This window comes from Clostridium sp. (assembly GCF_050717635.1).
Taxonomy (GTDB): Bacteria; Bacillota; Clostridia; order Clostridiales; family Clostridiaceae; genus Clostridium_AD.
Window position 1 is genome coordinate 133003 of record NZ_JBOITO010000025.1, and the last position, 19470, is coordinate 152472.

General features: G+C 31.3%; 17 protein-coding genes, 1 other RNA gene and 1 riboswitch. Of the genes, 15 read left to right on the forward strand and 3 right to left on the reverse strand.

The window, feature by feature from the left end; translation table 11 throughout:
* Positions 1-5: 5 nt before the first annotated feature.
* Entirely contained in the window at positions 6-719 is a 714-nt protein-coding gene (locus tag ACREWB_RS11455; RefSeq protein ID WP_431547568.1) for a TVP38/TMEM64 family protein, read from the forward strand.
* Between the two features lie 12 nt (positions 720-731).
* Here ACREWB_RS11455 and ACREWB_RS11460 read toward each other — a convergent pair whose 3' ends face one another.
* Positions 732-1379 carry a TIGR01906 family membrane protein gene (locus tag ACREWB_RS11460; protein ID WP_431547569.1) on the reverse strand — a complete coding sequence of 216 codons (648 nt, stop codon included), beginning with the start codon at positions 1377-1379 and terminating at the stop codon, positions 732-734.
* A 312-nt stretch (positions 1380-1691) separates the two neighbouring features.
* Between ACREWB_RS11460 and ACREWB_RS11465 the strand changes: the two genes are divergently transcribed.
* From ACREWB_RS11465 to ACREWB_RS11490, 6 genes are all read left to right on the forward strand, one after another.
* A complete protein-coding gene (locus ACREWB_RS11465; RefSeq protein WP_431547570.1) occupies positions 1692-1979 on the forward strand; it encodes a co-chaperone GroES in 288 nt (95 codons plus the stop codon).
* Between the two features lie 25 nt (positions 1980-2004).
* Entirely contained in the window at positions 2005-3633 is a 1629-nt protein-coding gene (groL, locus tag ACREWB_RS11470) for a chaperonin GroEL (protein WP_431547571.1), read from the forward strand.
* A gap of 136 nt (positions 3634-3769) precedes the next feature.
* A riboswitch (purine riboswitch) is annotated at positions 3770-3867 on the forward strand.
* A 141-nt stretch (positions 3868-4008) separates the two neighbouring features.
* Entirely contained in the window at positions 4009-5463 is a 1455-nt protein-coding gene (gene guaB / locus ACREWB_RS11475; RefSeq protein ID WP_431547572.1) for an IMP dehydrogenase, read from the forward strand.
* A gap of 62 nt (positions 5464-5525) precedes the next feature.
* The gene (guaA, locus tag ACREWB_RS11480) at positions 5526-7055 is read left to right on the forward strand and encodes a glutamine-hydrolyzing GMP synthase (RefSeq protein ID WP_431547609.1); all 1530 of its coding nucleotides are present in this window, start codon (positions 5526-5528) and stop codon (positions 7053-7055) included.
* A gap of 336 nt (positions 7056-7391) precedes the next feature.
* Entirely contained in the window at positions 7392-8102 is a 711-nt protein-coding gene (locus ACREWB_RS11485; RefSeq protein WP_431547573.1) for an ABC transporter ATP-binding protein, read from the forward strand.
* Complete coding sequence (locus ACREWB_RS11490; RefSeq protein WP_431547574.1) at positions 8095-9705, forward strand: hypothetical protein; 1611 nt, start codon at positions 8095-8097, stop codon at positions 9703-9705. The genes ACREWB_RS11485 and ACREWB_RS11490 overlap by 8 nt, the downstream gene beginning before the upstream one ends.
* 30 nt (positions 9706-9735) lie before the next feature.
* Here the strand turns inward: ACREWB_RS11490 and ACREWB_RS11495 are convergent, their stop codons facing one another.
* The gene (locus tag ACREWB_RS11495) at positions 9736-11016 is read right to left on the reverse strand and encodes a glycoside hydrolase family 18 protein (RefSeq protein WP_431547575.1); all 1281 of its coding nucleotides are present in this window, start codon (positions 11014-11016) and stop codon (positions 9736-9738) included.
* Positions 11017-11324: 308 nt separating this feature from the next.
* On the opposite strand from ACREWB_RS11495, the gene ACREWB_RS11500 reads away from it, so the two are divergent.
* Both ACREWB_RS11500 and ACREWB_RS11505 read left to right on the forward strand, forming a co-directional pair.
* Entirely contained in the window at positions 11325-12674 is a 1350-nt protein-coding gene (locus ACREWB_RS11500; protein ID WP_431547576.1) for a glucose-6-phosphate isomerase, read from the forward strand.
* 4 nt (positions 12675-12678) lie between these two features.
* On the forward strand, positions 12679-13125 hold the full coding sequence (locus ACREWB_RS11505; protein WP_431547577.1) for a YaiI/YqxD family protein: 447 nt from the start codon (positions 12679-12681) through the stop codon (positions 13123-13125).
* 92 nt (positions 13126-13217) lie between these two features.
* Here the strand turns inward: ACREWB_RS11505 and ACREWB_RS11510 are convergent, their stop codons facing one another.
* On the reverse strand, positions 13218-13394 hold the full coding sequence (locus tag ACREWB_RS11510) for a hypothetical protein (protein ID WP_431547578.1): 177 nt from the start codon (positions 13392-13394) through the stop codon (positions 13218-13220).
* Positions 13395-13707: 313 nt separating this feature from the next.
* Between ACREWB_RS11510 and ACREWB_RS11515 the strand changes: the two genes are divergently transcribed.
* The 6 genes from ACREWB_RS11515 to ACREWB_RS11540 all read left to right on the forward strand — a co-directional run bounded on the left by ACREWB_RS11515 (position 13708) and on the right by ACREWB_RS11540 (position 19446).
* Positions 13708-14424, forward strand: a complete 717-nt coding sequence (locus ACREWB_RS11515; RefSeq protein ID WP_431547579.1) for a pseudouridine synthase — start codon at positions 13708-13710, stop codon at positions 14422-14424.
* A gap of 491 nt (positions 14425-14915) precedes the next feature.
* Positions 14916-17096: a ribonuclease R gene (rnr, locus tag ACREWB_RS11520; protein ID WP_431547580.1), complete on the forward strand. Its 2181-nt coding sequence runs from the start codon at positions 14916-14918 to the stop codon at positions 17094-17096.
* A gap of 156 nt (positions 17097-17252) precedes the next feature.
* Positions 17253-17720 carry an SsrA-binding protein SmpB gene (gene smpB / locus ACREWB_RS11525; RefSeq protein WP_431547581.1) on the forward strand — a complete coding sequence of 156 codons (468 nt, stop codon included), beginning with the start codon at positions 17253-17255 and terminating at the stop codon, positions 17718-17720.
* A 191-nt stretch (positions 17721-17911) separates the two neighbouring features.
* Positions 17912-18264: a transfer-messenger RNA gene (gene ssrA, locus ACREWB_RS11530) on the forward strand.
* 354 nt (positions 18265-18618) lie between these two features.
* Positions 18619-18897 carry a transposase gene (locus ACREWB_RS11535; protein ID WP_431547582.1) on the forward strand — a complete coding sequence of 93 codons (279 nt, stop codon included), beginning with the start codon at positions 18619-18621 and terminating at the stop codon, positions 18895-18897.
* Between the two features lie 24 nt (positions 18898-18921).
* A complete protein-coding gene (locus tag ACREWB_RS11540) occupies positions 18922-19446 on the forward strand; it encodes a transposase (RefSeq protein ID WP_431547583.1) in 525 nt (174 codons plus the stop codon).
* Positions 19447-19470: the final 24 nt, after the last annotated feature.

Sequence of the window (19470 nt, forward strand, 5' to 3'; positions counted from 1 at the left end):
AAAGAATGAAAATGATATGGAATAATATTAGAAGCAAGGCAGCAAAAAACAAACATTATATAGTATTAGAAGTAGTTCTATTGCTTTTTTTATATATTGGATATGAATATTTTTTTAAGTATGCAGATATAATAAAAGACCCTAACCTTTTAAAAGAGGTTATTCTTTCTTATGGAAATTTTAGTGTTTTAGTTTTCGTCCTTATGCACGTGATACAAGTAGTTATTTTCTTTATTCCAGGTGAGTTTATACAAATTGCTGGAGGATATATTTTTGGGACTTTCCTAGGAGCTATATTTTCTTTAGCAGGTATTACTTTAGGAAGTCTATTTATCTATGCTATTTGCAACAGCTATGGTAAACCTGTTGTAGACAAATTAATATTAAACAAGAAAGTAAAATTTTTTAAAAAGATATTAAATGCAGGAAGTAAAAAAAGTGTTGTATTCATCTTTTATTTAATCCCTGGAATACCAAAAGATGCACTAGCATATATATGTGGAGTATCAAATATTTCTTTTAAAGATTTTATTATATACTCCACATTAGGTAGAATCCCTGGAATTTTCATTTCATCCTTTTTTGGTCAAAAAATATACGCATGGGACCTTACAACGTTAATAACTATAGGAGTAATTACTGCTATTTTATCTATAGTAGGAATATTTAAGGGTAATACTATAATTAAAAGTATGACCAAAAATAAAAATATAGACTAGTAAAATTAATAGTCATTTTTTAGTAGAGGACCTATATATATATCTTAATATTAAGCTGATTATAATAATTAAACTAAGGATTAGTAATGCACAGTGGAAGAAAAAATCTTGTGGGAGAATTGTTATTATTGGGTCAAGGTCTACATCAAATAACCAGTAATTATTATTGAAAAATAGATGATGAAAGGTGGTAAAACTCTTATCAAAATTAATTATAAAGGGAATAAGTAATAATATGGGCATAATTATTAAAATTATAGAACTAGTTAACAGGTACTTGAATTTTTTCTTTCTTTTATTTATGATTATGCCTATTATACTTATTAAAATTGAGAATACTAGCATTATCTTAAGATTATCAAATATTGCTTTAACTTCTTTAAAATGAGTTTGTCCATTAATAGATGAAGGTAATGTTGGAAGATTAAATTCTTCATCTGCATATTGTGTTATATATGTAATTACATAGTCATAATTAGCTTTTAATTCTGTTTTGCTTAAATTAGAAGACTCTTCTATATTTAAAATATTAATATCAGCATAATATAAGGGCTTAAAAAGTAGAGTAAAATTTACAATTAAGACTATAAAAGAAAAGGTAAAACACATAATAAAAAAAGATTTCAATAAAAAGTTAAAACATTTACTTATAATGTTCATAAAATCACCTCCATTTAGTGATTTTATCAATAAATTCAAATTTATTCAATGATTTTAAAATTAATATATAATATACTTACAATTCAGAAAAACTAAAAAAATCACAAAATTATAAAAAGTAGAGTAAACAAGAGGAAAACTATAGAAATAAGGGATAGATAAACATGACTTGTGATTTTGGCTATAAATGGTATAATATATGGAATAGACGAATTTGATATTATGCCCACTATAAATTAAGATGGTAATTAGAAAACATATTAGCACTCAGATGTGCTGAGTGCTAACAAAATAATATAAGGAGGGGTTTAAATGAACATTAGACCACTTAGTGATAGAGTATTAATAAAAAGGTTAGAAGCAGAAGAAACTACAAAAAGTGGAATACTTTTAGCAGGAGCTTCAAAAGAAAAACCACAAGAGGCTGAGGTAGTTGCAGTAGGACCAGGAAAAGTTGAGGATGGAAATTTAATTAAAATGGAAGTTAAAATAGGAGATGTAGTATTATTCGCTAAATATTCAGGAAGTGAAATAAAATATGATGGTATTGAGTATATCATATTAAAACAAGAGGAATTATTAGCTATAATCGAAAAATAATTTTTAAAGTATAGGAGGTTTTAAAATGGCTAAAAGTATATTATTTGGAGAAGACGCAAGAAGAGCTATGCAAAGAGGTGTAGATAAGCTTGCAGATACAGTTAAGATAACACTCGGACCCAAAGGAAGAAATGTTATTTTAGATAAAAAATTTGGATCACCACTTATAACTAATGATGGTGTTACTATAGCAAGAGAAATAGAACTTGAAGATGCTTATGAAAACATGGGAGCTCAGCTTGTTAAAGAAGTTGCTACAAAGACAAATGATGTAGCGGGTGATGGAACAACTACAGCTACACTACTTGCTCAAGCTATAATAAGAGAAGGCCTTAAAAATGTTACAGCGGGTGCAAATCCTATGCTAATAAGAAATGGTATAAAAATGGCTGTAGATAAAGCTGTTGAAGAAATTAAAAAAACTTCTAAACCAGTTAATGGTAAGGAAGATATAGCTAGAGTTGCTGCTATATCAGCAAGCGATGAAGAAATCGGAACTCTAATAGCTGATGCTATGGAAAAAGTAGGTAATGAAGGTGTTATAACTGTAGAAGAATCAAAATCAATGGCAACAGAACTTGATGTAGTTGAAGGAATGCAGTTTGACAGAGGATATTTAAGTGCATATATGGTTACAGATGCTGAAAAAATGGAAGCAAATCTTGATGAACCATATATTTTAATAACAGATAAGAAAATTACTAATATACAGGATATACTTCCAATACTTGAGCAAATTGTTCAACAAGGGAAGAAGTTATTAATAATTGCTGAAGATATTGAAGGCGAAGCTTTAAGTACATTAGTTGTTAATAAATTAAGAGGGACTTTTACTTGTGTAGCGGTTAAAGCACCAGGGTTTGGTGATAGAAGAAAAGAAATGCTTCAAGATTTAGCATACCTAACCGGTGGAGAAGTTATATGCGAGGAACTCGGACGTGAACTAAAAGATGTTACTGTTGATATGCTAGGAAAAGCAGAGAGTGTAAAAGTATCTAAAGAGAATACTACAATAGTAAACGGAAAAGGTGAAAAGGTAGCATTATATGATAGAATTTCTCAAATTAAAAAACAAATTGAAGAAACTACATCCGACTTTGATAGAGAAAAATTACAAGAAAGACTTGCAAAACTTGCAGGAGGAGTAGCTGTAATAAAAGTTGGAGCTGCAACAGAAACAGAATTAAAAGAAAAGAAACTTAGAATAGAAGATGCACTAGCAGCTACAAAAGCGGCAGTTGAAGAAGGAATTGTTGCAGGTGGTGGAACAGTTTATATTAATGCTATTGTTGAAATCGCTAAGTTAACATCAGATATTGCTGATGTTCAAGTAGGTATTAACATAATCAAAAGAGCACTAGAAGAACCACTAAGACAGATAGCTACAAATGCTGGCGCAGAAGCTTCAGTTATAATAGAAAAAGTAAGAGAAAGTGCTGGAGAAATTGGATATGACGCTCTACGTGGCGAACTAGTAAATATGATAAAAGCTGGAATTGTTGACCCAACAAAGGTTGTAAGGTCGGCACTTCAAAACGCAGCATCAGTTGCAGCAACATTCTTAACAACAGAAGTTGCAGTAGCAGATATTCCAGAAAAAGCTTCCGCACCAATGGGTGGCGGACCAGGAATGGGAATGGATGGAATGTACTAAAAGTAATTTGAATTAGAAATATATTTGCATTAAAAATTAGCTAGGCATTTGCCCTAGCTAATTTTTTTATCTTGGATATATGGTAAGAAATATGCATTGACAATTGCTTAAGAATTAACTAATATGGTATAATAACTTTAAATATAATATCGCAACTCATATATCCCTTGAATATGGCAAGGAGTATCTACGGTCAGCCGCAAATTGACCACTATGAGTAAACTTAGTATGAGCTTATTTAAGGCATGCTAATTTTACTTTAGCCAAAGTAGGATTAGTATGCCCTTTTATAGTTTATAAAGGTTGAATATATAAATATTTTTATGCTAATTATAAAAATGAGTAAAAAATAAAATTGTGAAAGGCGTTGATTAAATGGCAAAGATTCTAAAAAAGGCATATACCTTTGACGATGTACTTCTAGTTCCTAATAAGTCAGAAGTATTACCTCGAGATGTGAGTCTAGTTACTTACCTTACAAAAAAAATAAAGCTTAATATACCATTAATAAGTGCTGGAATGGATACTGTTACTGAGTCTAGAATGGCTATAGCTATGGCTAGAGAGGGCGGTATAGGTATTATACATAAGAACATGAGCATAGAGAAACAAGCTATTGAAGTGGACAGAGTTAAAAGACAAGAAAATGGCGTAATTACTGATCCTTTTTTCTTAGCTCCAGATAATCTTTTAGAAGAGGCGCTAGCGTTAATGAGTAAATATAGAATATCAGGGGTTCCAATTACAACAGACGGTAAATTAGTTGGAATAATTACTAATAGAGATATAGTTTTTGAAACTGATTACAGCAAAGTAATCAAAGACATAATGACAAGTAAAAATTTAATTACTGCACCAGAAGGAACAAGTATGGAAGAGGCTAAGCAGCTTCTTAAAAAACATAAAATAGAGAAGTTGCCTTTAGTTGATAGCGAAAATAACCTAAGGGGACTTATCACAATAAAAGATATAGAGAAAACAATAAAATTCCCAATTGCTGCAAAGGATTCTAGAGGAAGATTATTATGTGGTGCAGCCGTTGGAGTAACAGCGGACATGATGGAGCGAATAGCAGCACTAGTAAAATCTGGAGTAGATGTAATAACTATAGATACAGCTCATGGTCATTCTTTAGGAGTACTAAACGGAGTAAGGAAAATAAGGGCTGCATATCCAGAGCTGCAAATAATAGCAGGAAATATTGCCACCGCTGAGGCAACTCGTGATTTAATAGAGGCTGGAGCAGATTGTGTAAAAGTAGGTATAGGTCCTGGATCGATTTGCACTACAAGGATTGTAGCAGGAGTAGGAGTTCCACAACTTACAGCTGTTATGGACTGCGTGGAAGAAGCAAATAAATATGGAGTACCTGTAATTGCAGATGGTGGTATAAAATACTCAGGAGATATAGTCAAGGCACTCTCAGCAGGCGCTAAAGTGGTCATGATGGGTTCTATGTTTGCTGGATGTGAAGAAGCACCAGGTGAACTGGAAATCTATCAAGGAAGAAGCTATAAGGTATATAGAGGAATGGGTTCTTTAAGTGCTATGGCCTCTGGAAGTAAGGATAGATATTTCCAAGAAGGAAATAAAAAGTTGGTACCAGAAGGGGTAGAAGGAAGATTACCTTTTAAAGGAACTGTTATAGACACTATATATCAGATGGTAGGTGGCATACGTTCAGGAATGGGATATTTAGGTTCGGCTACACTAGAACAACTGTTTGAGACTTCAACTTTTGTTGTTCAAAGTTCAGCAGGGTTAAGAGAAAGTCATCCACATGATGTATCCATTACTAAAGAAGCACCAAATTATAGTGTAAGCAGATAGTATTAGATAAAAATAGCTAAAGAAAAAGCTCGGGCTTTACTTATAGGAGGAAACTAACATTGATTAATAGAGAACTTATTTTAGTAGTTGACTTTGGTGGTCAATATAACCAGCTTATTGCAAGAAGAGTTAGAGAAAATAATGTGTATTGCGAAATAGTGCCATACACATCTTCTGTTCAAAAAATAAAAGAAATGAATCCAAAAGGATTAATATTTACTGGCGGACCCAATAGCGTTTATGCTGAAGGTGCTCCAAAAGTTGAAAAGGAAATATTTGAACTTGGTGTTCCTGTTTTAGGAATATGCTATGGTGCTCAGTTAATGGCTCGTATGTTTGGTGGAGAAGTTATAACACCTAATGTTCGTGAATATGGGAAAATAGAAGTCAATCTAAACAAAGATGCTGTTATTTTTGCAGGAATAAAAGAAAAACAATGTTGGATGAGTCATACAGATCATATATCGACGGTGCCAGAAGGTTTTGATATAATTGCAACTACTAAAGATTGTCCAGTAGCTGCAATGGCTAATGTTTCTAAAAAACTCTATGGAGTTCAGTTTCACCCAGAAGTAAAACATACTCTTTTTGGCGAAGAAATGCTTAGAAAGTTCCTATATGATGTATGCGAGGTTAAAGGCGATTGGTCAATGTCGTCATTTGCAGAAGAAAAAATTAAAGCTATTAAAGAAATAGTTGGAGATAAAAGGGTGCTTTGTGCACTATCTGGTGGTGTAGATTCTTCAGTAGCTGCAATGCTTGTACATAAAGCAATAGGAGATCAGTTAACTTGCGTATTTGTTGATCACGGCTTACTTAGAAAAGATGAAGGAGACCAAGTTGAAAAAATGTTCAAGGGTCAATTTAAAATGAACATAATAAGAGTTAATGTTCAAGACAGATTCCTAGGTAAACTTAAAGGAATAAGTGATCCAGAAACAAAGAGAAAGATAATTGGAGAAGAATTTATAAGAGTCTTTGAAGAAGAGTCTAATAAACTTGGACAATTAGATTTTCTTGTGCAAGGAACTATATATCCAGATGTAGTTGAAAGCGGCACCGCTACTTCAGCTACTATAAAAAGCCATCATAATGTCGGAGGTCTTCCAAAAGACATGCACTTTAAACTAATTGAGCCACTAAGGGAATTATTTAAAGATGAAGTTAGAGCAGTGGGGGAAGAAATTGGGATTCCACATCACTTAGTATGGAGACAGCCATTTCCAGGACCAGGCCTTGCTATAAGAGTGCTTGGAGAAATAACACCAGAAAAATTATTCATAACAAGCGAAGCGGATGCAATATTCAGAGATGAAATAGCTAAAGCAGGACTTGAAAGTGAAATATGGCAGTACTTTGCATGTTTACCTAATATCCAATCTGTTGGTGTTATGGGCGATGAACGTACATACTGTCATACAGTGGCTCTAAGAGCTGTAACTAGTTCGGATGGTATGACATCGGATTGGTCTAGAATACCTTATGAGGTGCTCGATACGGTGTCTAGACGGATAGTTAATGAAGTTAAAGGAGTAAATAGAATTGTTTACGATATAACCTCAAAACCACCTTCCACTATTGAGTGGGAATAATTTAAAACGTTATTATTGAGGAATCTCTATTTAATTTACAATTTATTTTTGTTTTAGACATTATAGTGACACAAAGTGTTGTTATTATAAATATATAGCAAATAGCTATTAAATGATTTTTTTAATTAGAGTCCCCCTTTAATTAAATATATAAATATTAAACAAGAAATGGACTGGCATAATTTAGCCAGTCTTCTTTATTTTTTGATAATTGAAATTCCTTCTAAGGAATAAAATGTTTTTATTAACAAAATTTTAGTAAAGAGCAATTATGACCTCTTGATAGGAATATTATGGTATAATATTGTGCATATAGGCTATTGGGAGGAAAATTAAATGAAACTTGTAATTAAAGATATAGAAAAAAGTTATGGAGAAAAACAGGTGCTGAAAAAAGCATCATTTACCTTTGAAAAGGGGAAAATTTATGGACTCCTAGGAAGAAATGGTGCAGGAAAGACAACTCTTTTTAATTGTATAAGTGGGGATATTAAATATGAAAATGGTTCAGTTAGTATTATAGAAGATGGACAAGCATTGGAAAAAATAGATTATAGAAAAGTAGGATATCTATTTTCAGATCCTGTGCTACCAGAGTTTTTAACAGGATATGAGTTTTTAAAATTTTATATTGATATTAATAAGGACAGGATTGTAGAATTACTTACAATAGATGAGTACTTTGATATTATAAAAATTAATGAGGAAGACAGATATCGTCTTATAAAGGGATACTCTCATGGGATGAAAAATAAAATACAAATGGTTTGTCTTTTAATAACTAAACCAGCCATAATACTTTTAGATGAACCGTTAACTTCCTTTGATGTAATAGTTGCTTTAGAAATTAAGAATTTGTTAAAGAAAATGAAAAGTGATCATATTATTATTTTTTCTACTCATATTCTTCAGTTAGCTACAGATTTGTGTGATGAAATATTAGTTCTAAATAATTGCATTTTAGAAGAGGTAGACAGTGAAATTTTAAAGAGTACTGAGTTTGAAGAGAAGATAATGGAAATTTTGAAGGAGAAGGGCAATGATTAGTACATTTATAAATAGTTTTAAGTTTTCTTTTGCGGAGCAAGCTAATACTTTTATATATTTTCTTAAGAGGTTACCCCTTATAGGAAAAAAAATTCCTGGTAGCTTATATGGAAAGACTAAAGCTAAACTGGTTATAGGAACTATACGTGAAATCTTAGGGGTGTTTGGTGGATTTATAGGCAAAGCAATATATTTAGGAATAATGATTATTCTGCCTGCATATTTTATGACCAAGAATATAGAAAAAATGCAACCAATCTTTATACACATATTTTTCTTTTTAAGTTTCATTTTGGGACCAATTATGAAAAGTATTGTTTTCGAAAAAAATAATAAATCTGCATTTAATATGGTAACCTTAATGAAGGCTGATGCAAGAAAATACTATATTGGACAAATATTATATAGAAATATAACAGACTTTATATACTTTATTCTTCCTGTAATAATTATAGGGCTTGTAGTAGGATTTTCACCACTGAAAGCTATAGTGCTTGTAGTGGAATTAATAGCATTGAGATTGATTTTCGAGGGGATACAGCTTTTTATATATGATAAGAAAGAGGTTATACTAACACAGAAGGATTTATTTGTGTCATTAGTAATAATTTTCGGACTTGCGTTTGCCTATGCATTACCATTATTAGGATACACTATTGATTTTAATCTAATATTATTTAACATTTTTATAGTGTTAACTACATTAAGTCTAGCAGTGGCATCATTCTTTTACATATGGAAATTTAAGAAATATATCACAATAGCAAAAGTTCTATTAACTAAAGATAAATTATTTGATGTAGATTCGTTTAAAACGGATATAACTTTTGGAACTGTAAAACTGGATGAAAAGAAAATGGGAAAAGAAGACTTAAACACAAAAAAATATAATGATAAGCAGGGTTATGAATATTTAAACTCAATATTTTTTCTGAGATTTAGAAGAATAATGGTGAAACCTATAAAGCAAAGAGTTATTTTTATATTAATTGTATTTTTAATTACTATGTATTTTATATTATTTATGCCCGATAAAAAGGCGAATATAATCACTGTAATTAAAAAAGGTATTCCTGTATTGGTATTCATAATGTATAGTATGTCAACGGGAGAAAGAATTTGTAAAGCTATGTTTTTTAATTGTGATATAAGTCTATTAAGATATAGTTATTATAGAGAGGCAGGCGTAATTTTATCTAATTTCACTTCCAGGCTTAAGAGAGTAGTGGTGCTTAATCTAATACCTGCCTTAACTTTATGTGCTGCTATAGTTTTCATTGTATTAGCTAGTGGGTATGGATCACAGCTTATTAAAATGATACCAATATTTTTATGCATCATTTGCTTAGCTTGCTTTTTCTCCATACATCATTTGTTTATGTACTATGTATTACAACCATATACAGCGGAGTTAACAGTAAAGAGTCCACTATTTAAATTCATAAATATGGTTGTGTATTTTGGTAGTTATGCATGTCTACAAATTGAGACATCTTCATATTATTTCGCAGCAGGAGTTATTGTAACAACTATTTTATACATGATAGTTGCTTTGATTTTAATCTATAGAGTAGCACCAAAAACTTTTAAACTTAAAAATTAAAAGTCTTTGGTGCATTAAGAAAAACTCATACTAAAGTAATTTTGTTATATTAAACAGTGAATTTTGAACCAGCCAATTCTGTGGAAAGTACTTTCCAATAGTCCAGTAACTAACGCCGCCTAACTTATATTCACTGGCCGTTCTAAGCTTAACGTTTATACTTCTAGCATCTTCGAACCAAACTACATGCTTTCTTCCATCAGGAGAATAATAGTTAAAGAATGGTGCTTGAGCAGTATAGTCATATTGAATAGAAGCGTTTACTCTTCTTGCAAGATCTACTGCCTCTACATTGCCAAGTGCAACAGCTTTAGTTCCAGGGACAAAAGGTAAGGTCCAATCATAGCCATAATTAGGTATTCCCATAAAAATTTTTTTACTTGGGATTACAGTTACTGCATAATCAAGAATCTTTTTAACATTATTAATTGGTGCTACAGCCATTGCAGGACCAGAGGTATATCCCCACTCATAAGTCATTAGTATGACATGGGAAACTGTGGAGCCATGAAATGGGTAATCATGAGCTTCATAAAGTAAGCCTTTTATAGTGCCAGAAGGTTTAGGGGCTAAAGCAGTAGTAACGGTATATCCTAAAGGTTTTAATTTCGCAACTGTTTTGCGTAAAAAATTATTATAACTTTCTCTATCTTTTGGATAGATGTATTCTAAATCTATATCTAAACCAAAATAATTTTTATTTTTTAATGTAGCAATTATGTTGTTAAGTAATGTATTTTGTACAGTTTCATTTGTAAGTATGGTATTGGCTAAATCACTATCAAAGCCTCCACCTTCTTTTAAATTTGTAATTACCATCATAGGAGCTACTTTAGCTTTTCTTGCTGCCTTTATTAGCGGGACATCATTTATGCCTTTAAGCGTTCCATTAGCTAGCACTTGATAGCTGAATATGCTAAGGTATGTTAAACTAGGTAGAGTTTTTACAAGCACATCCATATTCGTAGAAGGAAGGGCATAGCCATTAGCTTCTATAGAACCCAATTTTCCTTGAGATGCGGGTATATTAATAATTTGACCGGGGTAAAGTAAGGTAGAAACACTAAGACTAGGATTTGCAGCATATAAACTAGAAATAGTTACGCCATACATTTTGGCTATGCTGTAAAATGATTGACCAGAAATAATTTTATGTGGTCTTGTACCTTTTAGTATTACAATAGTTTGGCCTATTACAAGGTCAGCTGGGTTTGTAAGTTTATTATCTAAAGCAATTTTAGTATATGAAGCTCCGTATAATTTAGAAATTTCATATAAGCTCTCACCGCTTTTTACAACATGAATAATCAAAAAATATCACACCTTATAAAGTAATATAATTAAATATATGCAACAAAATGCAAGGGAATACATACTATTTATCTCATATCAAAAGAATTTCAAGTTAATATACTAGAATAATTAGAACATCATAGAAAACACTATAGTTATGAGGAGTTTAGGCAAGGCTATGTAACATAATTTGGTATAAAAACTAATATTTATTTAAAAGCTTGATTTATTTCAGTTAATAAACTAAAATTATTTTATGTAATTTAAAAAAAGTAAAACAATTAATTATTGTCTCAATAAAAAGAAAGTAATAAGGAGGAATATTAATGGAAAAGATTTTATCTTTAGATTTAAGTAAGACAATTCCATATTTAGGTGAGCATGAAGTTTCTTATCTTCAGCCAATGGTATCTACTGCGCACAAATTGTTACATAGTAAAACAGGTGTGGGAAATGAATTTACAGGATGGGTAGACCTTCCTTTAAATTATGATAAATCAGAATTTGCAAGGATTAAGAAGGCGGCAGAAAAGATTAGAAGTAATTCCGAGGTCTTAATAGTAATTGGAATAGGTGGATCATACCTAGGAGCTAGAGCAGCTATAGAGATGCTAAGCCATAGCTTTTATAACAGTCTTTCAAATGAAGAAAGGAAATCACCTGCAATATTCTTTGCTGGAAATAATATAAGTTCTACATATATGGCAGATTTAATCGATACTATAGAAGGTAAAGATTTTTCTGTAAATGTTATCTCAAAATCAGGAACTACTACAGAACCAGCAATTGCTTTTAGAGTATTTAAAGGATTGTTAGAAAAGAAATATGGAAAAGAAGGAGCAAAAGAAAGAATTTTTGCTACTACAGATAAATCTAAAGGAGCTCTTAAAAAATTAGCGGATGTAGAAGGCTATGAAACTTTTGTTATTCCAGATGATGTAGGAGGAAGATTCACAGTGTTAACACCTGTTGGATTACTACCAATTGCAGTAGCTGGTATAAGTATTGACGATATGATGGAGGGCGCAGCTGACGCAAGTGAAGCGTATAGTAATGAGGATATAGACAATAACGATTGTTATAAGTATGCAGCAGCTAGAAATGCACTTTATAGAAAAGGTAAAGTTACTGAGATTTTAGTTAACTATGAACCAGCACTGCAATACTTTGGCGAGTGGTGGAAACAACTTTATGGTGAAAGTGAAGGAAAAGACCAAAAGGGGATATTCCCAGCAGCGGTTAATTTTTCTACGGATTTACATTCTATGGGACAGTATATTCAAGAAGGTGTAAGGAATATATTTGAAACGGTTATTAATGTACAAAAACCAAGAAGGGAATTTATAATAGAAGAAGCAAGTGAAGATTTAGACGGACTAAACTTTTTAGCAGGTAAAACTATGGATTTTGTTAATAAAAAAGCATTTGAGGGAACAGTACTTGCTCATAATGATGGAGATGTACCAAATATTATTTTAAATGTACCATCATTAACAGCATATAATTTTGGACATATGGCTTATTTCTTCGAAAAGTCTTGTGCAATAAGTGGATATTTATCAGGTGTAAATCCATTTAATCAACCAGGAGTTGAAGCATACAAGAAAAACATGTTTGCACTTCTCGGAAAAGCAGGATACGCAGAGCTCAAAGCAGAACTTGAAAAAAGGCTTTAGAGAGATGAGAATTATTGTAGATGCAGATGGGTGTCCTGGAAAACAGCTAATAGAGAAAGCAGCTAGTGAAAACTCTATAGAACTTATTATGTATTGTGATATTAATCACGTTTTAAACAGTGATTATGCATCAATAAGGTATGTGGATAGTGGATTTCAAAGTGTGGATATGAAAGTAGCTAATGAGGCAAAAACTAAGGATATAGTAATTACTCAAGACTTTGGTGTTGCTGCTATGGTTTTAGCTAAAGGTGCCTATGCTATTGGTCCCAAAGGACATGTATACGATGATTCTAATATCGATAAATTATTATTTGAAAGACATATGTCTAGTAAAGCAAGGCGCGGTGGAGGAAAAACCACTGGTCCGAGGAAAAGAACTAGTGAAGACGATGAAAAGCTTTATAACAATTTAATTAAACTTATTGTAAAAGCACAAGCACAGCATTAATAATATTTTAGAGGGCTAAGCAATTAAAAATTGTTTAGCCCTTTAAAAATTTAGACGAATTAGTTTAATAAATTACTTAATAATTAACTATTCTAGAGTTCTAAGGGTTTGAACTGGTCCATATCAAGGTTATTTTTAATAGATTCGGGGTAGAGGCCTGCATTATTTAGTACTTCTAACATAGGATAATCGGCTTCATTATCTACAGTGATAATATTTTTCTTATAAGTATAATTAGGGTCGTATTCATTTGGACGTTTATCACTCATAATATTTCTCCTTTCGTAAGTTATTATAAAGATAAATTTTATTAATTATAAAATTTATCTTTATAATAGTTTTAGCAAAATATCAGATTTTATTATAATAATTTAATACCATAAAAAGATATAATATTGAAGAAGTTTTATTTCGTATGAAGATTATGATATACTAGAAATATAAGTTAATGAATAAATTAAAAACAGCTTTAAAGGCTGTTTTTTTTATGAGCAAAAGTTTATATACTTATCATATAAATGATAAATAGTAGGGAAGCTATAATTAATGGGTTTGTGAAATATTAATAGGAGATGAAGATAAATGGAAAGAATAGACAAAGTATTATCGAATTTAGGCCATGGGACAAGAAAAGAAGTAAAGGCATTACTTAAGAAAGGTAAAATAGAGATCGATGGAATCATAGTTTCTGATAATACTATGAAGATTGATCCAGAAAAGGTTGTAATAAAGGTATCTGGTGAAGAAATTACATATAGAAAATACATATATTTAACCATGAATAAGCCAGCTGGTGTGGTTTCTGCTACTGTAGATAATCATGATGAAACGGTAATTGATTTAATAGCTCAGGAATATCATGCTTTTAAGCCATTCCCTATAGGGAGACTAGATAAAGATACAGTTGGACTTCTATTAATTACTAATGATGGTGAGTTAAATCATAAATTAATAGCACCTAAGAATCATATAGATAAGGTGTATTATGCGCAGATTAATAAACCTATCGATGCAAAGGATGTGGATACATTTAAAAAAGGCGTTATACTAAATGACGAATATAAATGCATGCCAGCAATATTAGAAGTATTAAAATCGGATGAAAATGGATCAGAGGTAATGGTCACTATTCAAGAAGGTAAATTTCATCAGGTAAAAAGAATGTTTGAAAGTGTAGATAAGCAAGTTGTATTTTTAAGAAGAATGAGCTTTGGCCCATTAAAATTAGATGAGAGTTTAGAGGAAGGACAATATAGAGAATTGTCTGAACTTGAGATAGATTTATTAAAACAAGTTTAATATTATTAATAATACTATTTAATAAGGGAATAATAAATAGTATATGAATAAAATACCATCATTTTATAAAATGTTTACAATGTTTTTTGCAAAAACACTTGCAAATCTTAGCGAAATTTAATATAATTAAGGAGCAAAGATAAATAAAGAGATAAATAGCCCCCTTTTTATTTGTTATAAAACAGCCCAACCCCAAGGGCTGTTTTATTTTTAAAAAAGTCAATTATCGTAAACAAATATTGATATACTATATTTCGACAAAATGCCTACATTAAATATAACTATTTAATGTAGGCATTTTTTATTTCGAAATAGGGAAGTATATAACTAGTACTATATACTAGATGCATATTTTAGACTATAATGAAAGTGAGTAATTATAGAAATACAAGAATAATTTAGTATATAATTTTGTGAAATTAAAGCAATAATAATTATGATTTATAAAACCTAAAAAATATATTATTAGAAAAGTTAGAGGAGGTCCACTTATGGTAGTAAAAGATACTTTAATAAATTTTATGACAGAACAAGCGTACAAACCTATGAATCTAAAAGAACTCTCTAAAATGTTTGATATTAAAAAAGGAGACATGAAGGAGTTTAAAACGTTACTGGCTGCAATGGAAGAGAAGGGTGATGTAGTTAAAACACGTACTGAGCATTATGGTATTCCAGAGAAAATGGGTCTTGTAATTGGTAGATTCCAAGGACATCAAAGAGGATTTGGATTTGTAATAGCTCGCGAGGAAAGACCAGATATATTTATTACAGCAGATAATGTTAACGGCGCAATGAATGGTGATACAGTTATTGCGAAAATATTAAAAGAAGAAAATAAAGGAAAGAAATGTGAAGGTGAGATCACAAGAATAATAGAACGTGGTAATAAAACAATAATAGGAACTTATGAGGACAGTAAAAATTTTGGTTTTGTTGTAGCAGATGATAAGAGGATTGCTCAGGATATATTTATCCCTAAAGCTGAAAGAAATGGTGCCACAACTGGTCAGATAGTAATAGCGGAAATAACTCAGTGGCCAGAACAAAGGAGAAATCCAGAGGGAAGAATCATTGAAATTCTCGGTGACAAAGGGGACACAGGTATTGATATATTAACTATAATTAAAAAACATCATTTACCAGAGGAGTTTCCATCAAATGTTGAAGCTTATGCTGAAAATATAGTTGATAAAATTCCAGAAGAAGAGTATACAAGGAGAACAGATTTAAGGGACTTACGTATGGTAACTATAGATGGAGAGGACGCTAAAGATTTAGATGATGCTGTGTCTATTGAGATTTTAGCCAATGGAAACTATCGTTTAGGAGTTCATATAGCAGATGTTTCTCACTATGCTAAAGAGAAAAGCGTTTTAGACATAGAAGCTTTAAAAAGGGCAACTTCAGTATACTTAATAGATAGAGTTATACCAATGCTTCCTAAAAAACTCTCTAATGGAGTTTGTAGTCTAAATCCTAAATTGGATAGGTTAACTCTTACTTGCTTTATGGAAATAGATAAAAATGGTAAAATTGTAGACCACGAGATATTAGAGTCCATTATAAAGACTAATGAGAGAATGACTTACACTGACGTCACAAAAATATTAAGAGAAAAAGATGCCGAAATAATTAAAAAATATGATTACTTATATGAAGATTTTAAACAGATGGAAGAATTATGTGGCATCCTTAACAAAAAGAGAATGACAAGAGGTGCTATAGATTTTGATTTTGATGAATGTAAGATAATTTTGAATGAATTTGGAAAACCTGTAGATATTGTACCGTATGAAAGAGCCATTGCAAATAGAATAGTTGAGGAATTTATGTTATCTGCTAATGAAACTGTAGCTGAGCACATGTTCTGGCTCAACGTACCATTTGTTTATAGAATTCATGAGGACCCAGATGAAGAAAAATTAATTCTTTTTAGTGAATTTGCACATAACTTAGGATACTCTATGAAGTGGGGAAAAGATATACAGCCTAGAATGCTTCAAGAGGTAATAGCAAAAGTAAAAGGGAAAAAGGAAGAGATGGTGCTAAGCACGCTTTTACTTCGCTCTATGATGAAAGCAAAATATTATCCGGAATGTAGTGGCCATTTTGGTTTAGCAGCTAAATATTATTGTCACTTTACATCACCGATTAGAAGATACCCTGACTTAATAATTCACAGAATAATTAAAGAGGTTATAAATGGAGGCTTAAGTGATAAAAGAACTGGAAAATTAAGAAAAGAAGTAGAAATAGCATCAAAACAATCCTCTGACATGGAAAGAGTAGCTATGGAAGCTGAGAGAGAAGTAGATGACTTAAAGAAAGCAGAGTACATGAGCGAGAGGATTGGGCAAGAATTTAAAGGTATTATTTCTTCAGTAACTAACTTTGGACTTTTTGTGTCACTTCCTAATACTATAGAAGGATTAGTCCATATGAGCAGCTTAGATGATGATTATTATGTATTTGATGAAAGGCATTTAACTCTTATTGGTGAAAGAACCAAAAAGATGTATAAACTAGGAGAAGAGGTAAAGATAATAGTTAGTAAAGTTGATTTAGCTTCTCATGAGGTTTATTTTGATTTTGTTAAAGCTGATGAAGAAGAAGAGGAACACCCAGAAGAATATTCAGTTACTGAGTTAGATAACCTTATAGAAGAATAAGATACTGCATCAGAATAATTAAAAATAAAATGCAGAAGGGGGAATTGCCTCCTCTTCTGTTTATTTTATTTAAAGAGTATAATAGGATATAGTTCATATATTATTGAAATGAAATGTATAATATAGTATAATGATAACAATAAAGTAGGTGAGATTATGGCAAAGGAAAAGACAAATAAAACATTAGTAGAAAATAGAAAGGCAAGACATGATTATTTTATAGAGGAAGCGATGGAAGCAGGTATAGCACTTGTTGGTACAGAGGTTAAGTCTATTAGAGCTGGTAAGGCAAATTTAAAAGATAGTTATGCAGATGTTATAAATGGTGAAGTATTTATTAAGAATATGCATATAAGTCATTATGAAAATGGGAATCAATTTAATGCTGATCCGTTAAGAGTCAGAAAGCTGTTGCTTCACAAAGAACAAATAGATAAACTAGTAAGATTTACGGCTCAAAAGGGCTATACATTAGTTCCATTATCACTATATCTTAAAAATACCAAAGTGAAAGTTAATCTTGGTGTTGTTAGAGGCAAAAAAGACTATGATAAGAGAGATGCAATGCTTGAAAAAGATGCCAAGAGAGATATGGATAGACAAATTAAAGAAAGAATGAGATAATAGGTAGGATTGCACCGTAATTCCATAATATTTGCACTTGATAAAGCGTGGAATATAGTGTATCATTAGGATTATACCAAGTAACACAACAAATTAACAAATTAAAAAGATATAAAATTGCGTTATAGATATGCAATAAGTTTCATGATTATTGTAAAGCAAAAGATTAAAATATAATCTTTTGACTATAAGGGGGCGTACTTGGTTTCGACGGGGGTACGTTGCATCGAGGAAGCGAGCCGGGGGAACCTATGGACCCGCGTAAACAACTATAGGGACAATTTAAACGCAAACGATAATTTAGCACTAGCAGCTTAGTTCTGCTACGTCTTACCTTTGATTACCGCGACTTAGGATAGGGCGCCGACAGCGGTGAACCGAGTCTAGGAAAGCTTTGACTTAGAAACGGAAAATATGAAGCTACCAATGCCTAAATCCCGTCAATAGGAGTTAGGAAGAGGGAAATTTAAAGTATTGACTACGCTCGTAGATGCCTAGGTGTTATGGCTTTCGGACAGGGGTTCGACACCCCTCGCCTCCACCAGTAAAACCCTCAACTAATTATAAATTAGTTGAGGGTTTTCTTATGTTTTGATTTAGTTTGTTTCAAGTGACGACAGCCAAAAATATAATCTAGAAAGCGTAATTATTCTATATTTGTCCACCTGACTCGAACAAGTAATTACCATATACAATTGATAGAGTTTGAGTATAAAATATGAGTTTGAATAAATTGAAGATGCTGAAGTAAGAGCCGATGAAATTTTAGATAATGATAAGTATTTCAAATGTTATAAAAACCCCCGGCAGGCTGTGCGAAAACCTAAAATTACTATCAATATAACTCTAATTTTGGTATAATTAAACTATGGAATAGACCAAAGGAGATGATTCAACTATGAACTATATTTTGGGAAGAGATAGACTGCAAGCAAGCGTGGAATGTTTTGAAGATTATGTAGAAACCGATAGCGAAGTTAGAGTTATCGATAAAATAATTGATGCATTAGACATTGAATCTTTAGGGTTTAAAATAGGAAATAATGATATCTCAGGAAGACCAATGTTTAGTCCTAAGGATATGCTTAAATTATTTGTTTATGGTTATTTTAATGGAATAAAATCATCGCGCAAACTTGCAAAACAGTCTATAATAAACAAAGAAATTATATGGTAAAGAACTTATAGTGGTTTTAAAAAAATGTTAGAAGAAAATGGTATAACTTGTTATGTTTCTAAGCCTAGATATTCTAATAGCACTGGAGATTCTATTTATTTTAATGATAGATTTATATATAATCCACAAGACAATACTTATATATGCCCAGAAGGGCAAATATTAGTGTGTATAACTAAGAAAAAAGATGTAAAAGAAAGAAAATATGCTAATTGTCAGGCTTGTGATAACTGTACATGCAAAGAAAAATGTACAACATCTAAAGTAGGAAGAATATTAACAAGAAAAATATATGAAGACATTGTTGATGTTGTTAATAAAAGGACCAAAAAAAACAAGGCTAAATATAACCAAAGGCAAGAAATTATTGAGCATGTATTTGGAACATTAAAAAGAGGTATGAATTTCGACTATTTGCTTTTAAGAGGATTCAAAAAGGTAATTGGTGAAGTCAGCATAGCCTTTTTTAGTTACAATTTGAAGAGAGTCATAAATATCCTATTGTTATCAAAGCAGCCTAATATAGGTGCTTTTTTTTGCTTTATATGAAGGAAAGTAGTTGCAAAAAAATTT

What these genes read in the sequence shown, in the direction of transcription:
- ACREWB_RS11455 (WP_431547568.1), top strand. Translation starts at nt 6, where the DNA reads ATGAAAATGATATGGAATAATATTAGAAGCAAGGCAGCAAAAAACAAA.
- ACREWB_RS11460 (WP_431547569.1), bottom strand. Translation starts at nt 1,379, where the DNA reads ATGAACATTATAAGTAAATGTTTTAACTTTTTATTGAAATCTTTTTTT.
- ACREWB_RS11465 (WP_431547570.1), top strand. Translation starts at nt 1,692, where the DNA reads ATGAACATTAGACCACTTAGTGATAGAGTATTAATAAAAAGGTTAGAA.
- groL (WP_431547571.1), top strand. Translation starts at nt 2,005, where the DNA reads ATGGCTAAAAGTATATTATTTGGAGAAGACGCAAGAAGAGCTATGCAA.
- guaB (WP_431547572.1), top strand. Translation starts at nt 4,009, where the DNA reads ATGGCAAAGATTCTAAAAAAGGCATATACCTTTGACGATGTACTTCTA.
- ACREWB_RS11485 (WP_431547573.1), top strand. Translation starts at nt 7,392, where the DNA reads ATGAAACTTGTAATTAAAGATATAGAAAAAAGTTATGGAGAAAAACAG.
- ACREWB_RS11490 (WP_431547574.1), top strand. Translation starts at nt 8,095, where the DNA reads ATGATTAGTACATTTATAAATAGTTTTAAGTTTTCTTTTGCGGAGCAA.
- ACREWB_RS11500 (WP_431547576.1), top strand. Translation starts at nt 11,325, where the DNA reads ATGGAAAAGATTTTATCTTTAGATTTAAGTAAGACAATTCCATATTTA.
- ACREWB_RS11505 (WP_431547577.1), top strand. Translation starts at nt 12,679, where the DNA reads ATGAGAATTATTGTAGATGCAGATGGGTGTCCTGGAAAACAGCTAATA.
- ACREWB_RS11510 (WP_431547578.1), bottom strand. Translation starts at nt 13,394, where the DNA reads ATGAGTGATAAACGTCCAAATGAATACGACCCTAATTATACTTATAAG.
- ACREWB_RS11515 (WP_431547579.1), top strand. Translation starts at nt 13,708, where the DNA reads ATGGAAAGAATAGACAAAGTATTATCGAATTTAGGCCATGGGACAAGA.
- rnr (WP_431547580.1), top strand. Translation starts at nt 14,916, where the DNA reads ATGGTAGTAAAAGATACTTTAATAAATTTTATGACAGAACAAGCGTAC.
- smpB (WP_431547581.1), top strand. Translation starts at nt 17,253, where the DNA reads ATGGCAAAGGAAAAGACAAATAAAACATTAGTAGAAAATAGAAAGGCA.
- ACREWB_RS11535 (WP_431547582.1), top strand. Translation starts at nt 18,619, where the DNA reads ATGAACTATATTTTGGGAAGAGATAGACTGCAAGCAAGCGTGGAATGT.
- ACREWB_RS11540 (WP_431547583.1), top strand. Translation starts at nt 18,922, where the DNA reads ATGTTAGAAGAAAATGGTATAACTTGTTATGTTTCTAAGCCTAGATAT.